Raw genomic sequence first — 18,326 nt, 5'->3', positions numbered from 1 at the left:
TCATTCATGTGCGCGTACCACCGCATCCTGCCGCCACGCCGGTTGGCCGATCAGCTAAGGTAAGACTAAGTTAGGCAACCCTTACCGATCCGGCGGCCGAGGTACGTCTCGGCAGATATCTCGATGTCGAGATAACTCTAGTACATGACCGGTGTCCGGTCATGCCCGGAGGGTGCGCCACCCTCCCGAAGGCGACCGGAGAAATCAGCCGCGGCGTGCCGTTGCCGATCCGGGGTACCCACCCGGGAACCAAAGGAGGCAGACATGCCCCTCACGTTCCGCAAGAGTTTCCGGATCCTTCCGGGGGTGCGGTTGAACATCAACCGGCGCTCCTGGTCCATCACCACGGGTGGCCGGCACGGGCCGCGGCACACGCGCAGCAGCACCGGGCGCCGGACCACGTCGTTCGATCTGCCCGGCCCCTTCGGGTGGCGCAGGACACACACCGCGACCCGGCGCCGCCGCGGCGCCATCCTCACCAGGCGTCACAGGGGTCGCGCCTGAGCGACCGTCACTCCAATGGCCCCCCCGGGAAGGTGACATCTCATATCCGAGATAGCCTTCCGGCATGGCAGACGATTACCTCGTACGCATCGGCAAGCTCATCCGTGACGCCCGTCAGCACCGGGGCTGGACACAGACGCAACTGGCCGTGGCGCTCAGCACGAGTCAGAGCGCCGTGAACCGCATCGAGCGCGGGAACCAGAACATCAGTCTTGAGATGATCGCCCGCATCGGTGAAGCCCTGGACAGTGAGATCGTCTCGCTGGGATACGCGGGCCCGATGCATCTACGAGTGGTTGGCGGCCGGCGGCTCTCCGGCTCCATCGACGTGAAGACGAGCAAGAACGCGTGTGTGGCGCTGCTGTGCGCGACCCTCCTGAACAGGGGGCGCACGGTGCTGCGCCGGGTGGCCCGCATCGAGGAGGTGTACCGCCTTCTCGAGGTGCTCGGCTCCATCGGCGTACGGACCCGGTGGATCAACGACGGGGTGGACCTGGAGATCGTGCCCCCGGCGGACCTCGACCTGGGCACCATCGACGCGGAGGCGGCCCGCCGTACGCGCTCGATCATCATGTTCCTCGGCCCGCTGCTGCACCGTATGGACCAGTTCAAGCTGCCGTACGCGGGCGGTTGCGACCTCGGTACCCGCACGATCGAGCCGCACATGATCGCGTTGCGCCGGTTCGGTCTGGACATCACCGCCACCGAGGGGCTCTACCACGCGCAGGTGGACCGGTCCGTCACCCCCGGCAGGCCGATCGTGCTGACCGAGCGCGGGGACACGGTCACCGAGAACGCGCTGCTCGCCGCCGCGCGCCACGACGGCGTGACCGTCATCCGCAACGCCTCGTCCAACTACATGGTCCAGGACCTGTGCTTCTTCCTGGAGGCATTGGGTGTACGGGTGGAAGGCATCGGTACGACGACGCTGACCGTGCACGGGGTGCCGAACATCGACGTGGACGTGGACTACTGGCCCTCGGAGGACCCGGTCGAGGCGATGAGCCTGCTGGCCGCCGCCGTCGTCACCGAGTCGGAGCTGACGGTGCGTCGAGTGCCGATCGAGTTCCTGGAGATCGAGCTGGCGGTCCTGGAGGAGATGGGCCTCGATCACGACCGTACGCCGGAGTACTTCGCGGACAACGGCCGTACGCGGCTGGTCGATCTTCTGGTCCGGCCCTCGAAGCTGGAGGCGCCGATCGACAAGATCCACCCGATGCCGTTCCCGGGCCTGAACATCGACAACGTCCCCTTCTTCGCGGCCATCGCTGCCTCCGCGCAAGGCAAGACGCTGATCCACGACTGGGTCTACGACAACCGCGCGATCTACCTCACCGACCTCAACCGCCTCGGCGGCCGCCTCCAACTCCTCGACCCTCACCGGGTGTTGGTCGAGGGCCCGACCCGCTGGCGCGCCGCCGAGATGATGTGCCCACCCGCGCTGCGCCCCGCCGTGGTCGTCCTGCTGGCGATGATGGCGGCCGAGGGCACGTCGGTGCTGCGGAATGTGTACGTCATCAACCGGGGGTACGAGGATCTGGCGGAGCGGCTCAACACGGTGGGGGCACAGATCGAGATCTTCCGGGACATCTGATCCCTTGTCGTCCCCCTCCTCACCGCCACACCTGCTGAGATCGGGATTCTGGCACCACCCCTGCCGGTGGTGCCAGGCCTACTGACCGTGCCGCCTGCGCCGCTTGGGTTCCTGTGCGTCCAAGAGAAGGAGCCACGGTGAGCTTATTCAGCAGAAGGAACGTGCTGCGGGGCGGCTTGGCCGCGACGGCGGCGGGGGCCGTCGTTCCCGCGACGGGAACGGGCGTCACGGCGGCTGTCCCGGACGCTTCGTCCTGTCCCCCGCCGCCCGGCCCCGTCAGGGTCGGGCGCAGTGATCCGCGCCATCGGTCCCTGGCCTCTCGGGGCTACAACCGGCGGTTCGTGGGCGAGCCCGAGCATGTGTGGGTGGTGGGCACGACCGCGCATGTCGTACGGGCGGTGCAGCAGGCAGTGGACAGCGGCCGACGGGTCACGGTCCGCAGCGGCGGCCACGGCTTCGAGGGCTTCGTCGCCGATCCGGCCGTGGAGGTGGTCATCGATACGTCGGCCATGACGGCCGTCTCCTACGATCCCGGCCGCCGTGCCTTCGCCGTGGAGGCGGGTGCCCTGCCGGGTGATGTGTACCGGAGGCTGTACCTGGGGTGGGGAGTGACGATCCCGGCCGGCTGGTGTCCCACCGTGGGTATCGGCGGGCATGTGCCGGGCGGTGGTTACGGTCCGCTGTCGCGGCTGGTGCGCAACCACGGCGAGTGGGCCGAACGGCACAGCGCTCCCGACTCGCGGTACCTCGGCCTCTACAGCGAACTCGCACTCACCCGCCGCCCGTCGGGAACGGTCCTCATGATCGGCCAGGTGGCCGCGGACTCCGGCGCCCAGCGGCTGCTGGACGACCACCTCACCGCGATCAACCAGGGCGTAGCGGTCCAGCCGGTGCGCACGGTGAAGAACCAGGCCTGGCTGGCCGCGGCCCTGGCCGGCTCGCCGGGCGACCCGGGCCCGGTCCACCGGTTGAAGGTCAAGTCGGAGTACCTGCGCCGCGGTCTGACCGACCGGCAGATCGAGGTCCTGCACCACCACCTCACCCGGTCCGACTACGACCATCCGGGCGGAGGCCTGAGCCTCCACCCCTTCGGCGGAAAGGTCAACACGGTGGCCCCGGACGCGACCGCGACCCCGCACCGGGACACGGTCATGAAGATGTTCTACGTGAACGGCTGGGAGAACCCCCAGGACGACGCCCGCCACCTCACCTGGCTACGAGAGCTCTACCGTGACCTGTACGCCGACACCGGCGGCGTCCCCGCGCCCGCGGACGGGGCCTTCATCAACTACCCGGACAACGACCTCGCGGACCCCGCCTGGAACACCGGCGCGCCCTGGCACACGCTCTACTTCGGGGACAACTACGCGCGGCTCCAACGGATCAAGGCGAAGTGGGATCCGCGGAACGTCTGCCGTCACACACTCTCGGTACGCGCTGCCCAGCGTCCGGGGCGCGGGCACGTTCACGCCGCGCCCTTCGAAGAATCGCGGTCAGGCACAGCAGGAGCGTCACCGCTCCCGCGCTCGCCGCCGAGGCCGCGCGCAGGCCGGGTGGCCGGAAGGAGCAACGGAGTTGGTGCTCCCTGGCGTCGTCCGGCAGTGGTACCGCCAGCATGCCCAGGCGGCTCTGCGGGGCGCGCATCGGGCCGCCGTCGACCGCGCAGCGCCAGCCCGGTGTACGCGCGGTGGCGATGACGGCCGTGCCCGTGGAGCCGGCCGGGAGTGTGGCTCGTACGCTGTGGCCGCCCGCCGCGACGTGCGTGGCGCCCCGGACTCGCAGGTCCGTGATGGCCCGCCGTAGTGCGGCGGGGTCCAGGCAGGCCAGGGGTGAGTGGGTCAGTTCGGTGTCCTGGAAGACCGTGGCGATGGTGAGCGTGACACGGCCGTCCGCGGGGACGGTGCCGAGCGGCTTGGTGGCCACCGCCTTCTCGGGGCGCTCACCCCACAGGCGTACGAACCTTCCGTCGGGGCCCGCGAGCATGGCGTCGGTCCAGGAACCGTCGACGTACAGGCGGCTGCCCGGGCGGCATCGGGCGGTGATCCGGTACGGGGCGCCTGCGGCCGTCAGCCGGTACGGGCCCGACGCGCGCACCGGGGCCGGGCCGTGCGCACCGGCGAGGGAGATCCGTGGCAGCTTGTACACCTCGTGTCCCAGTGCCGCCTGCTGGTGGGCGAACACCGAGGAACCGGGCGGGGGTTGGGGCGCCTCGCGTGGGTGAACGGTCACCAGCGGTGGCGCGGGGAAGCGTTCGACGCGTACCCGTGCCGCGGCGTCGGTGTGCCGGATGCGGGCGCCGACGGAGAAGATCGCGTCGGCGACCGGGTTGTCCTGGGGGATGAGATGGCGGCCGTACATCGTCCAGGAGTAGCCGAGGCGTCGCAGCAGGCGAGCGGTCTGCTTCGGCACGTAGCTGCTGTAGTAGGCCGGGCCCTCGCCGCCCAGGAGCTGGGGGTCGTTGTTGACGATCTCGGGCGGGCCGGTGTCGGTGCGATGAGCGGGCCAGTCGGCGACCCGCTTGACGGCCTCGCGTACCGCGTCGTGACGGGCGCCCCAGGTGGGTTTGGGGGTGTAGAAGGCCAGCTTGTGGCGCTGTTGGTCGACGGCGACACCGCTGGCCACGGACTCTGCGAGGACGAGCACGGCGAGTGCGGCGCCGACCAGCCGGGCGCCGCGCTTCCCGGCGAGCAGCAGCAGGAGCCCGAGCGTGAGCCCTCCCGAGCCGAGGACCACGAGCCAGGTCAGGTGACTCACGCCGTTCTCGTTGCGTACGGACGCGGCGGCGAGGACACAGGTGATCGCACCGGCGGCCAGCAGCGGCCATGGCCGTGGCCGGTGGGCGAGGCACAGCCACGCGACCGAGACCAGCAGACCGGCGAGCACGAACGTCGCACGGTACGGACTGCCGTTGGGCAGCGAGAGGCCGTACCAGGCCTTGACCGTGGGCAGCGAGCAGAAGGAGGCGACGACGGCGAGCAGCGCCAGACACCACGCCACCCGCGTACGCACGGGGATCTGTCTGCTGAGCGGGAAGGCGAGCACCAGCAGCAGCGCGAGCATGCCCACGAAGAACCGGGGCAGGCTGCCGAACCCCCACTGTGCGGGCAGCAGTTGGAGCAGATACTCCAGGGGCGGCGGACGGCTGTAGGGCAGCGCGGGAATCGGCTGGGCACCCGCGGCGGCCAGGTAGGAGGGCCAGATCACGGGCGCGGCGAGTGCCGTACCGAGCGCGAAGGTGAGGGCCGTACGGCCGAGGAACCGCAGCAGCCCTGTCCGGCTCCACTCGCGGGTGGCCAGCAGCACGACACCGACGACGGCTGTGCCGACGGCGGCCATCAACGCGGTGTAGAAGTTGCCGGCCCAGGCCATGCCCACCATGGGCGCGGCCCACAGCCAGCCACGCTCGCGCGTACAGCGGTCGAGCGCCAGCAGCATCAGCGGGAACCCCGTCAGGCCCCACAGCCACATCGGGTCGAACGCGCCGTCGCTGAGCGTCCAGCCCGACAGTCCGTACGCGGCGCCGAGCAGGCCCGTCTGCCACCACCGGCCGGGCTTCAACCGCCGTAGCCACAGCGCCATGACGGCCGCGCCGAGCCCGATGCTCAGGCACTCCCCCACGTACACGCCCAGGTCGGCCTGGCGCCGCGGGAAGGCCGCGACGAGCAGCGAGAAGGGGTTGCCGAGGAAGCTGACGAAGTCCGCCCAGTACGGCACTCCGAAGGCGCTGTTCCAGTTGAAGAAGAGGTCGCCGGACGAGGTGCCGTGCAGCAGGTCCCGCAGGTGGGCGTGGAAGGGCACGAACTGGTTGCCGAGGTCGTTGACCGCACGCGAGCGGTCCCCGAAGGGATACGTGCCGCGCAGCCCGCCCGAGATGACGAAGGCGGCCATGGCGATCGCCGCGGCCAGGCCGGGTCCGGCGAGGCGGGTCTTCATGCCGGCACCAGGATGCGGCGGGCGATCAGGAAGGTGACGGGGATCGCGCCGACGGCGGCGATCAGCGGGGCGATCCGTGCGTCCATGCCGAGGCCGGAGACCAGCACGTAGACCCCGGCCGTGGTCAGCAGGAGGTTCGCGGCGTTCGTCAGCGGGAACAGCACGAACTTCTGCCAGCTCGGATTGGTCCGGTAGGTGAAGCGGACGTTCATGAAGAAGGAACCGATCATGCTCAGCAGGGTCGCCAGGACATGCCCGACCAGATACGGCGTCCACAGGCACAGCAGCCGGTAAAGGGCGTAGTACGTCCCGGTGTTGACGGCCCCGACCAGTGCGAACCGCAGGAGCTGCCCCTTCACGAGGAGCGGGTCCTGAGCGCGGGCGGACGGGTGACGTCCGCGGGCTGGCGCTCACTCACCAGGTAGTGGGGGCGCTGCTTGCACTCGTAGTAGACCCGGCCGATGTACTCGCCGATGAGGCCGAGCAGCACCATCTGCATACCGCCGAAGCCGGTGATCGCGACGAGCAGGGTGACGTAACCGGGTGCGGTGACGCCGCCGATGAGCACGGCGCCGACCGTCCAGACGGCGTAGGTGAGAGCCAGGCCGGAGAGCAGGAGCCCGAGGTGGAGGGCCAGTCGCAGGGGGCGGCTGTTGAAGGAGACCAGGCCGTCCACCGCGTAGTTGAGGAGCTTGGGGTAGCTCCACTTGCTGTTGCCTCCGGCGCGTGGCGTGTCCTGGTAGTCGAAGAAGACGGTGCTGAAGCCGATCCACGAGAACAGGCCCTTGGAGAAGCGGTTGCGCTCGCCCAGGTCCACGAGCGCGTCCACGGCTCGGCGCGAGAGCAGGCGGAAATCCCCGGCGCCGTCGACCAGTTCGACGTCGGCCCAGTGGTTGAGGAGCCGGTAGTAGGCGCGGCTCAGCAGGGTTCGCAGGGGGCCGTCGTGGTTGCGGGAGCGGCGGGCGACGACCTGGTCGAAGCCTTCGCGCCGCAGGTCGAGCATCTTGCCGAGCAGGGAGGGCGGGTGCTGGAGGTCGGCGTCCATGATGGCGATGTGGTCCCCGGTGGCCTCGCTCAGGCCCGCGAGCAGTCCGGCCTCCTTGCCGAAGTTGCGCGAGAGGGACAGGTAACGGACGCGAGGGTCCCGGAAGGCGAACGCGCGCAGCAGGGACAGCGTGCCGTCGGTGGACCCGTCGTCGACGAACACCACCTCGTACGGCTCCCCGAGTTCGTCGAGTCGCGCGTGGAGTTCGTCGTTGAACGCCTCGAGCACCTGCTCCTCATTGAAGCAGGGCACCACGACTGACAGCATCCCGCGCTCCTTGCTTCTGACCCGGAGGCCGGGGTGCCTCCGGGACGGATGTTCGGTGGACGACGTCGGGTGGACGTCGGGTCCTGTACGGCGGCGTCCTGTGCGGGGCGTCAGGCTTCGACGAGCGTGATGGCCTGTTCTTGGGTCGCGTGGACATGCGGCCGGGGGAGGTTGAGGGGGAGGCTGCCGTCGCTGCGGAGTTCCATCACCGTGGCCTCGGCATGGGCCGGTCCGGGCTCGAAGCGGCCCGGCCGCGTCCGGCCGGTGCTCGTCCAGGTGTGCTCGGCTCCGTCGCAGACCGCGCGGGTGCCGCCGATGCCGTATCGCACATGGCTGCTTGCCCGAGCGGCCAGCGACGAGCTGACGAGCACCGGGCCGGAGCTGTCCGAGCAGCGGTAGGTGCCGGAGAGGGTGATGGTGCCGTCCGCCGCGATCCGGCCCGTCTCGTCGACGGTCACCACGTCGGCGGCGACGGTGGTGGTGGCGTCGGCGGGATCGGGATCGGCCGGTTCGTCGACGGCGGTGGCGGACGGGGCGGCGAGCATCAGCAGCGCCGCACCGGCGGCCACGCCGGGGATCTTGCGTAGGAACATCGGTTTACCTCCTGGGGTGGGATTCCCAGAGGTACCCGGCGCTCGTCGCCGCGGCCGTGATCGTCACCCCTTCGGTGGCGAGTCCGTACCGTCCGTTCCGGGGACGTCCGAAGCATGTCCGCGTGTTGTCACGCTTCACGGACGGCGGTTCCGCCGAGTCCACGGGCGGGGCATGGTCTCATTACGAGGCGGCGACCACGTCGCCCGAACCCGTCGCACGTGGAGGTACGCCATGTGTACTCACCGGCCTTCCTGCCCGCAGTCCGACCGCTCCGGCCGCGACACCGCACACATCGTCGCGGCCCACCCCGAGCAGGGCTGGTACCTCCTGTGCGACGGCGCCATCGTCTTCGACGACACGGGCGCCCTCCTGCCCGACGGCCGCGTCGTCGCCCCTCACCGAGTACCGGTGGAGCACCTGAGCATCGCGGCGTAAGCGCTCCGCCGGCCAAGCGGTGCAAAACTGCGGGCCCGTCGTGGCTGGTCGCGCCCGCGCGGCGGAGCGGCAAATTGATACAGCCCCGCGCCCCTGAGGGGCGCGGCACCGCACCGGACTTCGACAGGTAGCCCCGAGCAGTTCTACGGGAGGACCGCGACCCCGTCGAGTTCCACCAAAGCCTGTGTGTCCCAGAGGCGTACGACTCCGAGGACGGCCATGGCCGGGTATTCGGGGCCTGCCAACTTGCGCCAGATGCGGCCGAGTTCGGGGGCGTGGGTGCGGTAGTCGGCCACGTCCGTGGTGTAGACGGTGACGCGGGCGAGGTCGGTGGGGGTGCCTCCGGCGGCGCGTAGAGCGGTGAGGAGGTTGGTCAGGGCGCGTTCGAACTGGTCGATGAGGGTGGAGCCGACGATCTTGCCCTCGGTGTCCAGGGCGGTCTGGCCGGCGAGGTAGATGACGCGGGAGCCGGTGGTGGTGACTGCGTGGGAGAAGCCGGTGGGCGGGGAAAGCTCGCCTGGGTTGATGCGCTCGGTGGTCATGCGCGGTCCTCCTCCGCGGACGGCTCCCTGTCACCCAATTCCTTGTACAACTCCTTTGCGATGACCGCCCGTTGGACCTCGCTCGCCCCCTCGTAGATCCGTGGGGCGCGTACCTCGCGGTAGAGGTGTTCGAGGAGGTGGCCGCGGCGCAGAGCGCGGGCACCGTGCAGTTGGACGGCGGCGTCGACCACGTACTGGGCCGTCTCGGTGGCGAGCAGCTTCGCCATCGCGGCGCGTTTCGGGACGTCGGGGGCGCCTTCGTCATACGCCGCTGCCGCCGCGTAGACCATCAGGCGAGCCGCCTCCGTCCGCTGGGCCATCTCGGCGACCTGGTGGGCCACGGTCTGCAGGTCGCTCAGTTTGCCGCCGAACGCGTCGCGTCCCGCGGTGTGCGTGAGGGTGGCGTCCAGCGCGGCCTGCGCCATGCCGACCGCGAAGGCGCCGACGCTCGGGCGGAACAGGTTGAGGGTGTTCATCGCGACGCGGAACCCACGGTCGGGTTCACCAAGGATGTCGCCCGCGTTCACCGGTACGGCGTCGAAGGCGAGGGTGCCGATGGGGTGCGGGGAGAGCATGTCGAGGGGGGTGCCGGTGAGTCCGGGGCGGTCGGCGGGCACCAGGAAGGCGGTCACCCCGCGGGCGCCGGCGTCGGGCGTGGTGCGGGCGAAGACGGTGTAGAAGTCGGCTTCGGGCGCGTTGGAGATCCAGCACTTCTCGCCGGTGAGGCGCCAGCGGGCCGGGCCGTCGGGTTCGGCCTGCGGCGAGGTGTCCCGTTCCGCCCGGAGGCTCAGCGCCGCCGCGTCCGAGCCCGCGCCCGGCTCGCTCAGGGCGAAGGCCGCCACCGCCGTGCCGTCGGCGACGCGGGGCAGCCAGCGGTCGCGCTGGGCCGGGGTTCCGTGCGCGTGGACCGGGTGGGCGCCCAGGCCCTGGAGAGCCAGGGCTGTCTCCGCTTCCGTGCAGGCGTAGGCGAGGGACTCCCGCATCAGACACAGGTCGAGTGCACCGGAGGTGAAGAGCCGCTTCATGAGGCCGAGTTGAGCCAGTTCCGCGAGGAGCGGGCGGTTGACGTGGCCCGGTTCGCCCTTCTCGGCCAGGGGGCGCAGACAGTCGGCGGCGACGGCACGGAGCTTCGCGCACCAGGCGGATTGTTCCGGATCGAGCGAGAATGCGGTCATTGCCGGTCCCTTCTCCCCCTGCCGGGCCACACCCCAAGGCTATCGCGGACCGTTGACTGTCGTCACCAACACGATACGCTCGATGCGCGAGCCCACCACGACACAGGGGGCGAACCGCCATGGAACCCACGGACTCCAGGGACGCCATCGACACCGGGCGGCCGACGACCTCGGCCCACGTCGACACCTTCGCCCGCGACCATCTCCCACCCCCCGGCCAGTGGCCCGAGCTCCGCTTCGACCTCCCAGGGCTTCACTACCCAGAACGGCTGAACTGCGCCGCCGAGCTCCTCGACCACGCCGCCCCGGACCGGCCCGTCTTCCGTACACCGTCCGGCGACCTGTGGACGTATGGCGATCTCCGCGCCCGAGCCGACCGGATCGCGCACGTCCTGACCCGTGACCTCGGTGTGGTGCCCGGCAACCGCGTTCTCCTGCGCGGGCCCACCACGCCCTGGCTGGCCGCGTGCTGGCTGGCCGTCCTGAAGGCGGGCGCGGTCGCCGTCACCGTGCTCGCCCAGCAGCGCCCTCACGAGCTGGCCACGATGTGCGAGATCGCGCGGGTCGGGCACGCGCTGTGCGACATCCGGTCCGTGGACGACCTCGCGAAGGCGGAGGTCCCCGGGCTGCGGATCACGACGTACGGCGGCGATGCCCCGGACGACCTCCTCAACCGAATAGACCGCCGGGTGAGCCCCGGAACCCCCGACGAGCCGTACCCCGCCGTGGACACCGCCGCCGACGACGTCGCCCTCATCGCGTTCACGTCCGGCACCACCGGCCGCCCCAAGGGCTGTATGCACTTCCACCGCGACGTCCTGGCCATAGCGGACACCTTCTCCGAGCACGTCCTGCGACCGCACGCCGACGACGTCTTCGCCGGCAGTCCCCCGCTCGGCTTCACCTTCGGGCTCGGCGGCCTGGTCGTCTTCCCGATGCGCGCGGGCGCCAGCGCCCTGCTGCTCGAACAGGCGAGCCCCAGGCAGTTGCTGCCCGCGATCGCCGAGCACCGGGTGTCGGTGCTGTTCACCGCGCCGACCGCGTACCGCGCGATGCTGGAGGAGCTGGACTCGTACGACATCTCCTCGCTCAGGCGCTGCGTGTCCGCGGGCGAGAACCTGCCCGCCGCCACCTGGCAGTCCTGGCACGAGCGCACCGGCCTGCGCCTCATCAACGGCATAGGCGCCACCGAACTGCTGCACATCTTCATCTCCGCGGCCGACGACGACATCCGACCGGGGACCACGGGCGTTCCCGTACCGGGGTGGGACGCGCGCGTGCAGGACGAGAACGGCGAACCGGTGCCCGACGGCGAGCCCGGACTGCTCGCCGTGCGCGGACCGGTCGGCTGCCGCTATCTCGCCGACCCACGGCAGTCGGAGTACGTACGCGACGGCTGGAACATCACCGGCGACACATATGTCCGTGACGCCGACGGCTACTTCGCCTATGTCGCACGCGCGGACGACATGATCATTTCCGCCGGGTACAACATCGCCGGCCCGGAAGTCGAGGACGCGCTCCTGCGTCACCCGGACGTGGTGGAGACGGCCGTTGTCGGCCTGCCCGACGAGACACGCGGCCAGGTCGTGGTGGCGTACGCGGTACTGCGGGCCGGAGCGCGCCGGGACCCCGAGGGGCTGCGCGCCTTCGTCAAGTCCGAGCTCGCGCCGTACAAATGCCCGCGCCGGATCGTCTTCATGGACGCGCTGCCGCGTACGGCGACGGGGAAGCTTCAGCGTTACCGATTGCGTGGAGGCGTCAACCCGGGCCATACGGAAAGCAGTTCCGCGGGCACGGAAAGCGATCTCCGGTCCACGCAAGGTGACCTGGCATGACGCCGACGACCTAGAATGATCAACGTGTCCGAGCAGCACACTCCCCGGTCCCTCATCGTCACCTTCTACGGCGCGTACGGCCGCTTCGCCCCCGGTCCCGTGCCGGTCGCCGAGCTGATCCGGCTGCTGGCCGCGGTCGGCGTGGACGCGCCCTCCGTACGGTCGTCCGTGTCCCGGCTCAAACGCCGCGGGCTGCTCCTGTCGGCGCGCACGGCGACGGGTTCGGCCGGGTACGAACTGTCACCGGACGCACGGCAGTTGCTCGACGACGGCGATCGGCGGGTCTACGCGGCGGCGCCCCCGGAGGACGACGACTGGGTGCTCGCGGTGTTCTCCGTGCCGGAGTCCGAGCGGCAGAAGCGGCATGTGCTGCGCTCCCGGCTCGTGGGCCTCGGCTTCGGAACGGCCGCCCCCGGGGTGTGGCTCGCGCCGGCCCGCCTCCACGAAGAGACCCGCCATACGTTGGAACGGCTGCGCCTCGACGCGTATGTGGAGCTGTTCCGCGGTGCGCATCTGGGCTTCACGGCGACGGCCGAGGCGGTCGCGCGCTGGTGGGACCTGGCCGGGATCGCCAAGCAGCACGAGGAGTTCCTGGACCGCCACGCGCGCGTGCTGCACGACTGGGAGACACGGCCGGACACACCTCCCGAGGAGGCGTACCGCGACTATCTGCTCGCCCTCGACTCCTGGCGCCACCTCCCCTACGCCGATCCCGGACTGCCGCCCGCGCTGCTGCCGCCGGACTGGCCGGGGGCCCGCTCGGCGGCCGTCTTCCAGGCGCTGCACGAGCGGTTGCGGGACGCGGGCGCCGCCTTTGCCGGCGCCCCGACAGGGCCGTCCGGAACCTGCACAAATCCCAGGACGACGTGAGTTGTGTCACATTTAGGTCAGTGCGGGCAACGCTCAGGCCGCTCCTAGCCTCTTCTCATAATTCTTACCTAGGCTTGCGACGCATGAGTCTGATGCGCAATCTGAACCGGGCACTCACCGCCACCACCGGCCTCCAGGTGCACAGGGCCCCCACCGCCCCCGCCGCGCCCAAGCAGCCGAAGGCCGCACCGGCGAAATCCGCGAAGCGGCCCACGCCGGTGTACCGACGCCCCGCCACCGAGGACCTGGCGACGGACCGACTGCTGCGGCAGCCGGTCTTCATCATGTCGCCCGTGCGCTCCGGTTCGACCCTGCTGCGCATGCTCCTGAACGCTCACTCGCGACTCCACTCCCCGCACGAGACACACATCCGCCGGCTCGAGGTCGGCTACGGCAGCAAGCTGTCGCAGCGCGCCATGAGCGCCCTCGACCTGGAGCGCGGCGACCTGGAGCACCTGCTGTGGGACCGGGTACTCCATCGCGAACTGGTCAAATCGGGCAAGGACTTCCTGGTCGAGAAGACGCCGAGCAACGCGTTCGTCCATCAGCGCATCGAGGACTGCTGGCCCGACGCCCGCTTCGTCTTCCTGCTCCGCCACCCGGTGTCCATCGCCCGGTCCTGGCACGAGGGCGACCCCGAAAAGCGCACCTACGACGAGGCGGCTGCCGACGCGCTGCGTTACATGAAGGCCGTGGAGAAGGCCCGTAAGGACATCACCGGCGGCCACACCGTGCGCTACGAGGACATCACCGCGGATCCCGAGAAGGAGATGCGGAGCCTGTGCGAGTTCCTCGAGGTCGAGTTCGAGCCGTCGATGCTCGACTACGGCAAGAAGGACGACTCGCAGGTGGTCAAGGGGCTCGGCGACTGGCGCGACAAGATCAAGTCCGGTCAGGTGCAGGCCGGTCGTGCGCTGCCGAAGGACGACGAGGTCCCCGAGCTGCTGCGCCCCATGTGTATGTCCTGGGGTTATGTGTCATGAGACCGCACGCTGAGGTTGAAGAGGTCTGGCCGCGCGACGGCCGTATCCGCCTCGTGGGCCGCATCCACGGCCGGGCCGCGGGGGACACCGACGGCTGGCGGCTGTTGCTCGTGCTGCGCGGGACCGACCGGCGGCTGCGCTACCCCGCGCGTGTGAAGGGCGATCGCTTCGAGAGCGAGCTGCCCGTCTCCGACCTCGCCGACCGTGACGCGGAAGCCGGCGGAGAGGTTGAGGAGTGGGACATCCATCTCACCGACGGCGAGGCGGAGCTGCGCGTCGGGCGGCAGCTCGACGACATCCGCGGCAAGAAGAAGATCATGGTGTTCCCGGAGCAGCGGCTGAGCGGCTGGAGTGTCCGTCCGTACTACACGGTCAAGGACAACCTGTCGCTGGAGTGCCGTCTGGAATGCCGTTCGGAAGAGGCGATATGACAGTCCGGAATCAGGCGCCACGACTTACGACGCATGAGGCCCCAAAGCGTCCGAAGGTCCGCTATCTGCTCTTGCACGCGTACGGCCGCGGCGGCACGATCCGCACCGTGATGAACCAGGCCAACTCCCTTGTGCGGGCGGGCTGGGACGTCGAGCTGGTGAGTGCGATGCGCCGCCGCAAGGACATCCAGTTCCCGCTCGATCCGCGGGTGACGGTCTCCACGGTCGTCGACCTGCGGGAAGGCAAGTACACCCCGCAGTCCTCTCTCGCCGGCCGGTGGCACGACTGGCGCCGGGGCAGGCTGCTCGAGCTGCCCGGAAAGCACATCCCCGCGGGCGAGTTCGGATACCGGTACTTCAACCGGTACGTCGAGGAGCAGCTCATCGCCTACCTGTCCACGCTGCGGGACGGCGTCCTGGTGACCACCCGGCCCGCGCTCAACTTCCTGGCCGCGCAGCACGCGACGGGCGGCGTGGTCCGTGTCGCGCAGGAGCACATGAACCACGGCACGCACAAACGTGATGTGCAACAGCGCATCCGGGAGACCTATCCGAGCTTCGACGCGGTCGCCGTCCTGACCGAACGGGACCGCCAGGAGTACGAGCAACTGCTGCCCGGCACCAGGGTCGTACGCATCCCCAACGCCGTGCACTCGCTCGACCAGATCCCCTCCGACCATCACGCGAAGATCGCCGTGGCGGCCGGGCGGCTTTTCCCGCAGAAGGGCTTCGACATGCTCATCGAGGCATGGTCGAAGCTCGTCGAGACGTACCCCGAATGGCAGTTGAGGATCTACGGCAGCGGTGAGAAGAAGGCCGAGCTGCGGGCCCTCATCGAGGAGCATCACCTCTACAACCATGTGTTCCTGATGGGCCACACCGACCGGCTGGACGACGAACTCGCCAAGGCCTCGTTCTACGTGCTCAGTTCACGCTTCGAGGGCCTGCCCATGGTGATGATCGAGGCGATGAGCCACGCGCTGCCCGTGGTGAGCTTCGACTGCCCGACCGGGCCCTCCGATGTGTTGACGCACGGAGTGGACGGGCTGCTGGTTCCGCCGGAGGACCCGGACGCGCTCGCCCAGGCCATGGCCAAGCTGATGGCCGACGAGTCGCTGCGTTCGGAGATGGGCGTCGCGGCCGTGCTGACGGCCGCCTCGTACGGCCCGGACGCCGTACACCCGCGCTGGGAAGCCCTGTTCACCGAACTCCACGAACAACGGCTCGGCACCGCCGGCGCCGCGAAAGGACTGCGCGTATGACCCACACGGCAAAGGCTCAGGGAGCCACGATCTGGCTCACCGGGCTGCCGAGCGCGGGCAAGACCACGATCGCCCGCATTCTCGCCGGCCGGCTGCGCTCCGAGAACCATCGCGTGGAGGTGCTCGACGGCGACGAGATCCGCCGCTTCCTCTCCGCGGGACTCGGCTTCTCCCGCGAGGACCGCAACACCAACGTGCAGCGCATCGGCCTGGTCGCCGAAGTCCTCGCACGCAACGGCGTGCTGGCGGTGGTGCCGGTCATCGCGCCGTACGCGGACAGCCGCGAGGCGGTGCGCAAGCGGCACGAGGCAAGCGGGACGCCATACATCGAGGTGCATGTCGCCACTCCCGTGGAGGTGTGCGCCGAGCGCGACGTCAAGGGGCTGTACGCCCGTCAGGCCGCGGGTCAGCTGACCGGGCTCACGGGCGTCGACGATCCGTACGAGCCGCCACTGGACCCGGCCATCGCGCTGAAGACCCAGGGGGAGACGCCCGAGGAGTCGGCGGACGCGGTGTACGCGGTGCTGGCAGAGAGGGGGCTCGTATGACCTCCGTGAGCGCCGAGCGTGCGTACGCGCTCTCCCATCTGGATGCCCTGGAGTCGGAGGGTGTGCACATCTTCCGTGAGGTGGCGGGCGAGTTCGAGCGGCCGGTGATCCTGTTCTCCGGCGGCAAGGACTCCATCGTCATGCTGCATCTGGCGCTGAAGGCGTTCGCCCCGGCGGCGGTTCCCTTCTCGCTGCTGCATGTGGACACCGGGCACAACTTCCCCGAGGTCATCGAGTACCGGGACCGGGTGGTCGCCGAGCACGGGCTGCGGCTGCATGTGGCCTCCGTGCAGGACTACATCGACGCCGGCAAGCTGCGCGAGCGGCCGGACGGGACGCGCAATCCGCTGCAGACCGTACCGCTCACCGAGAAGATCCAGACCGAGCGGTTCGACGCCGTGTTCGGCGGCGGGCGCCGGGACGAGGAGAAGGCCCGGGCCAAGGAGCGGGTGTTCTCGCTGCGCGACGAGTTCTCCCAGTGGGACCCGCGCCGGCAGCGGCCCGAGCTGTGGAACCTGTACAACGGCCGCCACGCGCCCGGCGAGCACGTCCGCGTCTTCCCGCTCAGCAACTGGACCGAGCTGGACGTCTGGCAGTACATCGCCCGAGAGAAGATCGAACTCCCGCAGATCTACTTCGCGCACCAGCGTGAGGTGTTCCAGCGCAGCGGCATGTGGCTGACCGCCGGCGACTGGGGCGGCCCTCGCGAGGACGAGAAGGTCGAGAAGCGGCAGGTCCGTTACCGCACGGTGGGCGACATGTCCTGTACGGGCGCGGTGGATTCGGACGCGGTGACCCTGAAGGACGTCATCGCGGAGATCGCCGCCTCCCGGCTCACCGAGCGGGGCGCGACCCGCGCGGACGACAAGTTGTCCGAGGCCGCGATGGAAGACCGCAAGCGCGAGGGGTACTTCTAGCCGTGACCAGCACCATCGATCCTTTTGTCGGGACCACTACGGACACGCTGCGGTTCGCGACCGCGGGGTCCGTCGACGACGGCAAGTCGACGCTCGTCGGACGGCTGCTGCACGACTCCAAGTCCGTTCTCGCGGACCAGTTGGAGGCTGTGGAGCGCTTCTCCCAGAGCCGGGGGCAGCAGGCGCCCGACCTGGCGCTGCTCACCGACGGGCTGCGGGCCGAGCGCGAGCAGGGCATCACCATCGACGTGGCGTACCGCTACTTCGCCACGCCCCGCCGCCGGTTCATCCTCGCCGACACCCCCGGCCATGTGCAGTACACCCGCAACATGGTCACCGGCGCCTCCACCGCCGAGCTGACGGTCATCCTGGTCGACGCCCGCAACGGCGTCGTCGAGCAGACCCGCCGGCACGCCGCGATCGCGGCCCTGCTCCGGGTGCCGCACATCGTCCTGGCCGTCAACAAGATGGACCTCGTCGGCTACGAGGAGCAGGAGTTCGACCGGATCGTCGCGGACTTCGCGGGCCACGCCGCCGAGTTGGGCCTGCCCGGCTTCACACCGATCCCGGTGTCGGCCCTGGTCGGCGACAACGTGGTGGACCGCTCGACGCGTATGGGCTGGTACGCGGGTCCGGCGCTCCTGGAGCACCTGGAGACGGTGCCGGTGGGCAGCGACGTGGCGTGCGAACCGGCCCGGTTCCCCGTCCAGTACGTGATCCGGCACGACGAAGTCCGCTACTACGCGGGCCAGTTGGCGTCCGGCTCGCTACGCGTCGGCGACCGTGTGACGGTGCATCCCTCCGGCGAGACGTCCACGATCACGGGCCTCGACGTGCTCGGCGAGGAAGCGGACGTCGCCTACGCCCCGCAGTCGCTGACCGTGCGCCTGGCCGACCAGCGCGATGTCTCTCGCGGCGACATGCTCACGACCGGGACGGATGCGCCCGCGCTGACGCAGGATGTCTCGGCGAACGCATGCCATCTGGCCGACCGGCCGTTGCGGGTGGGTGACCGGGTGCTGGTCCGGCATACGACGCGGACGGTGAAGGCGCTCGTGAAGGACCTGGGCGGGGCGCCCGAGTTGGCCGCGAACGACCTGGGCCGCGTCAGGCTGCGCACGGCGGAGCCGCTGGCGCTGGACGACTATGCGGTTTCCCGTCGTACGGGGGCGTTTCTCCTGGTCGATCCGGCGGATGGGGCGACGTTGACGGCGGGGATGGCGGAACTCGGGCCCCGATAGGGGCGCGAGGCTGTGTCAATTCGCGGCTCCGCCGCGATGGGGGTCCCCGCTCATGGGGTCCCCCCGCTCATGGGGTCCCCCCGCTCGAGCGGAGCCGAGAGTGGGGAGAAGCCGAGAGTGGGGGAGCGACCAGCCGCAGACGACCCG

The 18,326-nt window shown here is 70.1% G+C and carries 17 protein-coding genes and 1 pseudogene; 12 read left to right on the top strand and 6 right to left on the bottom strand.

All coding sequences use genetic code 11. The annotated features are described in order from the left end of the window. Nucleotides 1-264 precede the first annotated feature (264 nt). The 3 genes and pseudogenes from ACFYO0_RS30640 to ACFYO0_RS30630 all read left to right on the top strand — a co-directional run. A complete protein-coding gene (locus ACFYO0_RS30640; protein WP_388682509.1) occupies nucleotides 265-504 on the top strand; it encodes a DUF4236 domain-containing protein in 240 nt (79 codons plus the stop codon). Nucleotides 505-568: 64 nt separating this feature from the next. Next, entirely contained in the window at nucleotides 569-2,098 is a 1,530-nt protein-coding gene (locus ACFYO0_RS30635; RefSeq protein ID WP_388682507.1) for a UDP-N-acetylglucosamine 1-carboxyvinyltransferase, read from the top strand. A gap of 113 nt (nucleotides 2,099-2,211) precedes the next feature. Beyond that, nucleotides 2,212-3,474, top strand: a pseudogene (locus ACFYO0_RS30630) (FAD-binding protein); the annotation flags it as partial. A gap of 7 nt (nucleotides 3,475-3,481) precedes the next feature. On the opposite strand, the gene ACFYO0_RS30625 reads toward ACFYO0_RS30630, so the two are convergent. The 4 genes from ACFYO0_RS30625 to ACFYO0_RS30610 form a co-directional block, all read right to left on the bottom strand. Beyond that, nucleotides 3,482-6,031: a YfhO family protein gene (locus ACFYO0_RS30625; RefSeq protein WP_388682505.1), complete on the bottom strand. Its 2,550-nt coding sequence runs from the start codon at nucleotides 6,029-6,031 to the stop codon at nucleotides 3,482-3,484. Beyond that, nucleotides 6,028-6,390: a GtrA family protein gene (locus ACFYO0_RS30620; protein WP_388682503.1), complete on the bottom strand. Its 363-nt coding sequence runs from the start codon at nucleotides 6,388-6,390 to the stop codon at nucleotides 6,028-6,030. The genes ACFYO0_RS30625 and ACFYO0_RS30620 overlap by 4 nt, the downstream gene beginning before the upstream one ends. Beyond that, complete coding sequence (locus ACFYO0_RS30615) at nucleotides 6,387-7,343, bottom strand: glycosyltransferase family 2 protein (RefSeq protein ID WP_388682501.1); 957 nt, start codon at nucleotides 7,341-7,343, stop codon at nucleotides 6,387-6,389. Before ACFYO0_RS30615 ends, ACFYO0_RS30620 begins: the two co-directional genes overlap by 4 nt. Nucleotides 7,344-7,453: 110 nt before the next feature. Continuing rightward, the gene (locus ACFYO0_RS30610; protein ID WP_388682500.1) at nucleotides 7,454-7,936 is read right to left on the bottom strand and encodes a DUF6299 family protein; all 483 of its coding nucleotides are present in this window, start codon (nucleotides 7,934-7,936) and stop codon (nucleotides 7,454-7,456) included. A 232-nt stretch (nucleotides 7,937-8,168) separates the two neighbouring features. On the opposite strand from ACFYO0_RS30610, the gene ACFYO0_RS30605 reads away from it, so the two are divergent. Continuing rightward, complete coding sequence (locus ACFYO0_RS30605; protein WP_388682497.1) at nucleotides 8,169-8,372, top strand: DUF5999 family protein; 204 nt, start codon at nucleotides 8,169-8,171, stop codon at nucleotides 8,370-8,372. A 143-nt stretch (nucleotides 8,373-8,515) separates the two neighbouring features. Here ACFYO0_RS30605 and ACFYO0_RS30600 read toward each other — a convergent pair whose 3' ends face one another. Continuing rightward, nucleotides 8,516-8,914, bottom strand: coding sequence for a RidA family protein (locus ACFYO0_RS30600; protein WP_388682496.1), 399 nt, complete (start codon nucleotides 8,912-8,914; stop codon nucleotides 8,516-8,518). Then, nucleotides 8,911-10,089, bottom strand: a complete 1,179-nt coding sequence (locus tag ACFYO0_RS30595; RefSeq protein ID WP_388682494.1) for an acyl-CoA dehydrogenase family protein — start codon at nucleotides 10,087-10,089, stop codon at nucleotides 8,911-8,913. The genes ACFYO0_RS30600 and ACFYO0_RS30595 overlap by 4 nt, the downstream gene beginning before the upstream one ends. A gap of 119 nt (nucleotides 10,090-10,208) precedes the next feature. Here ACFYO0_RS30595 and ACFYO0_RS30590 point away from each other — a divergent pair, with 119 nt between their 5' ends. The 8 genes from ACFYO0_RS30590 to ACFYO0_RS30555 all read left to right on the top strand — a co-directional run bounded on the left by ACFYO0_RS30590 (nucleotide 10,209) and on the right by ACFYO0_RS30555 (nucleotide 18,179). Next, on the top strand, nucleotides 10,209-11,927 hold the full coding sequence (locus ACFYO0_RS30590; RefSeq protein ID WP_388682491.1) for an AMP-binding protein: 1,719 nt from the start codon (nucleotides 10,209-10,211) through the stop codon (nucleotides 11,925-11,927). A 15-nt stretch (nucleotides 11,928-11,942) separates the two neighbouring features. Next, the gene (locus ACFYO0_RS30585; protein WP_388682489.1) at nucleotides 11,943-12,797 is read left to right on the top strand and encodes a PaaX family transcriptional regulator C-terminal domain-containing protein; all 855 of its coding nucleotides are present in this window, start codon (nucleotides 11,943-11,945) and stop codon (nucleotides 12,795-12,797) included. 83 nt (nucleotides 12,798-12,880) lie between these two features. Continuing rightward, on the top strand, nucleotides 12,881-13,780 hold the full coding sequence (locus ACFYO0_RS30580) for a sulfotransferase family protein (RefSeq protein WP_388682487.1): 900 nt from the start codon (nucleotides 12,881-12,883) through the stop codon (nucleotides 13,778-13,780). Continuing rightward, nucleotides 13,777-14,211: a hypothetical protein gene (locus ACFYO0_RS30575; protein ID WP_388682484.1), complete on the top strand. Its 435-nt coding sequence runs from the start codon at nucleotides 13,777-13,779 to the stop codon at nucleotides 14,209-14,211. Before ACFYO0_RS30580 ends, ACFYO0_RS30575 begins: the two co-directional genes overlap by 4 nt. Further along, nucleotides 14,208-15,473: a glycosyltransferase family 4 protein gene (locus tag ACFYO0_RS30570; protein ID WP_388682481.1), complete on the top strand. Its 1,266-nt coding sequence runs from the start codon at nucleotides 14,208-14,210 to the stop codon at nucleotides 15,471-15,473. The genes ACFYO0_RS30575 and ACFYO0_RS30570 overlap by 4 nt, the downstream gene beginning before the upstream one ends. Further along, nucleotides 15,470-16,021 carry an adenylyl-sulfate kinase gene (gene cysC, locus ACFYO0_RS30565; RefSeq protein ID WP_328768084.1) on the top strand — a complete coding sequence of 184 codons (552 nt, stop codon included), beginning with the start codon at nucleotides 15,470-15,472 and terminating at the stop codon, nucleotides 16,019-16,021. Before ACFYO0_RS30570 ends, cysC begins: the two co-directional genes overlap by 4 nt. Beyond that, a complete protein-coding gene (gene cysD, locus ACFYO0_RS30560) occupies nucleotides 16,018-16,938 on the top strand; it encodes a sulfate adenylyltransferase subunit CysD (protein ID WP_388682478.1) in 921 nt (306 codons plus the stop codon). Before cysC ends, cysD begins: the two co-directional genes overlap by 4 nt. A 2-nt stretch (nucleotides 16,939-16,940) precedes the next feature. Then, complete coding sequence (locus tag ACFYO0_RS30555) at nucleotides 16,941-18,179, top strand: sulfate adenylyltransferase subunit 1 (protein WP_388682476.1); 1,239 nt, start codon at nucleotides 16,941-16,943, stop codon at nucleotides 18,177-18,179. Nucleotides 18,180-18,326 lie beyond the last annotated feature (147 nt).

The organism is Streptomyces sp. NPDC006365 (assembly GCF_042870755.1).
Taxonomy (GTDB): Bacteria; Actinomycetota; Actinomycetes; order Streptomycetales; family Streptomycetaceae; genus Streptomyces; species Streptomyces xiangluensis.
Note: the sequence above shows the minus strand (reverse complement) of the source record. Positions and strands in the feature narration are given on the sequence as shown.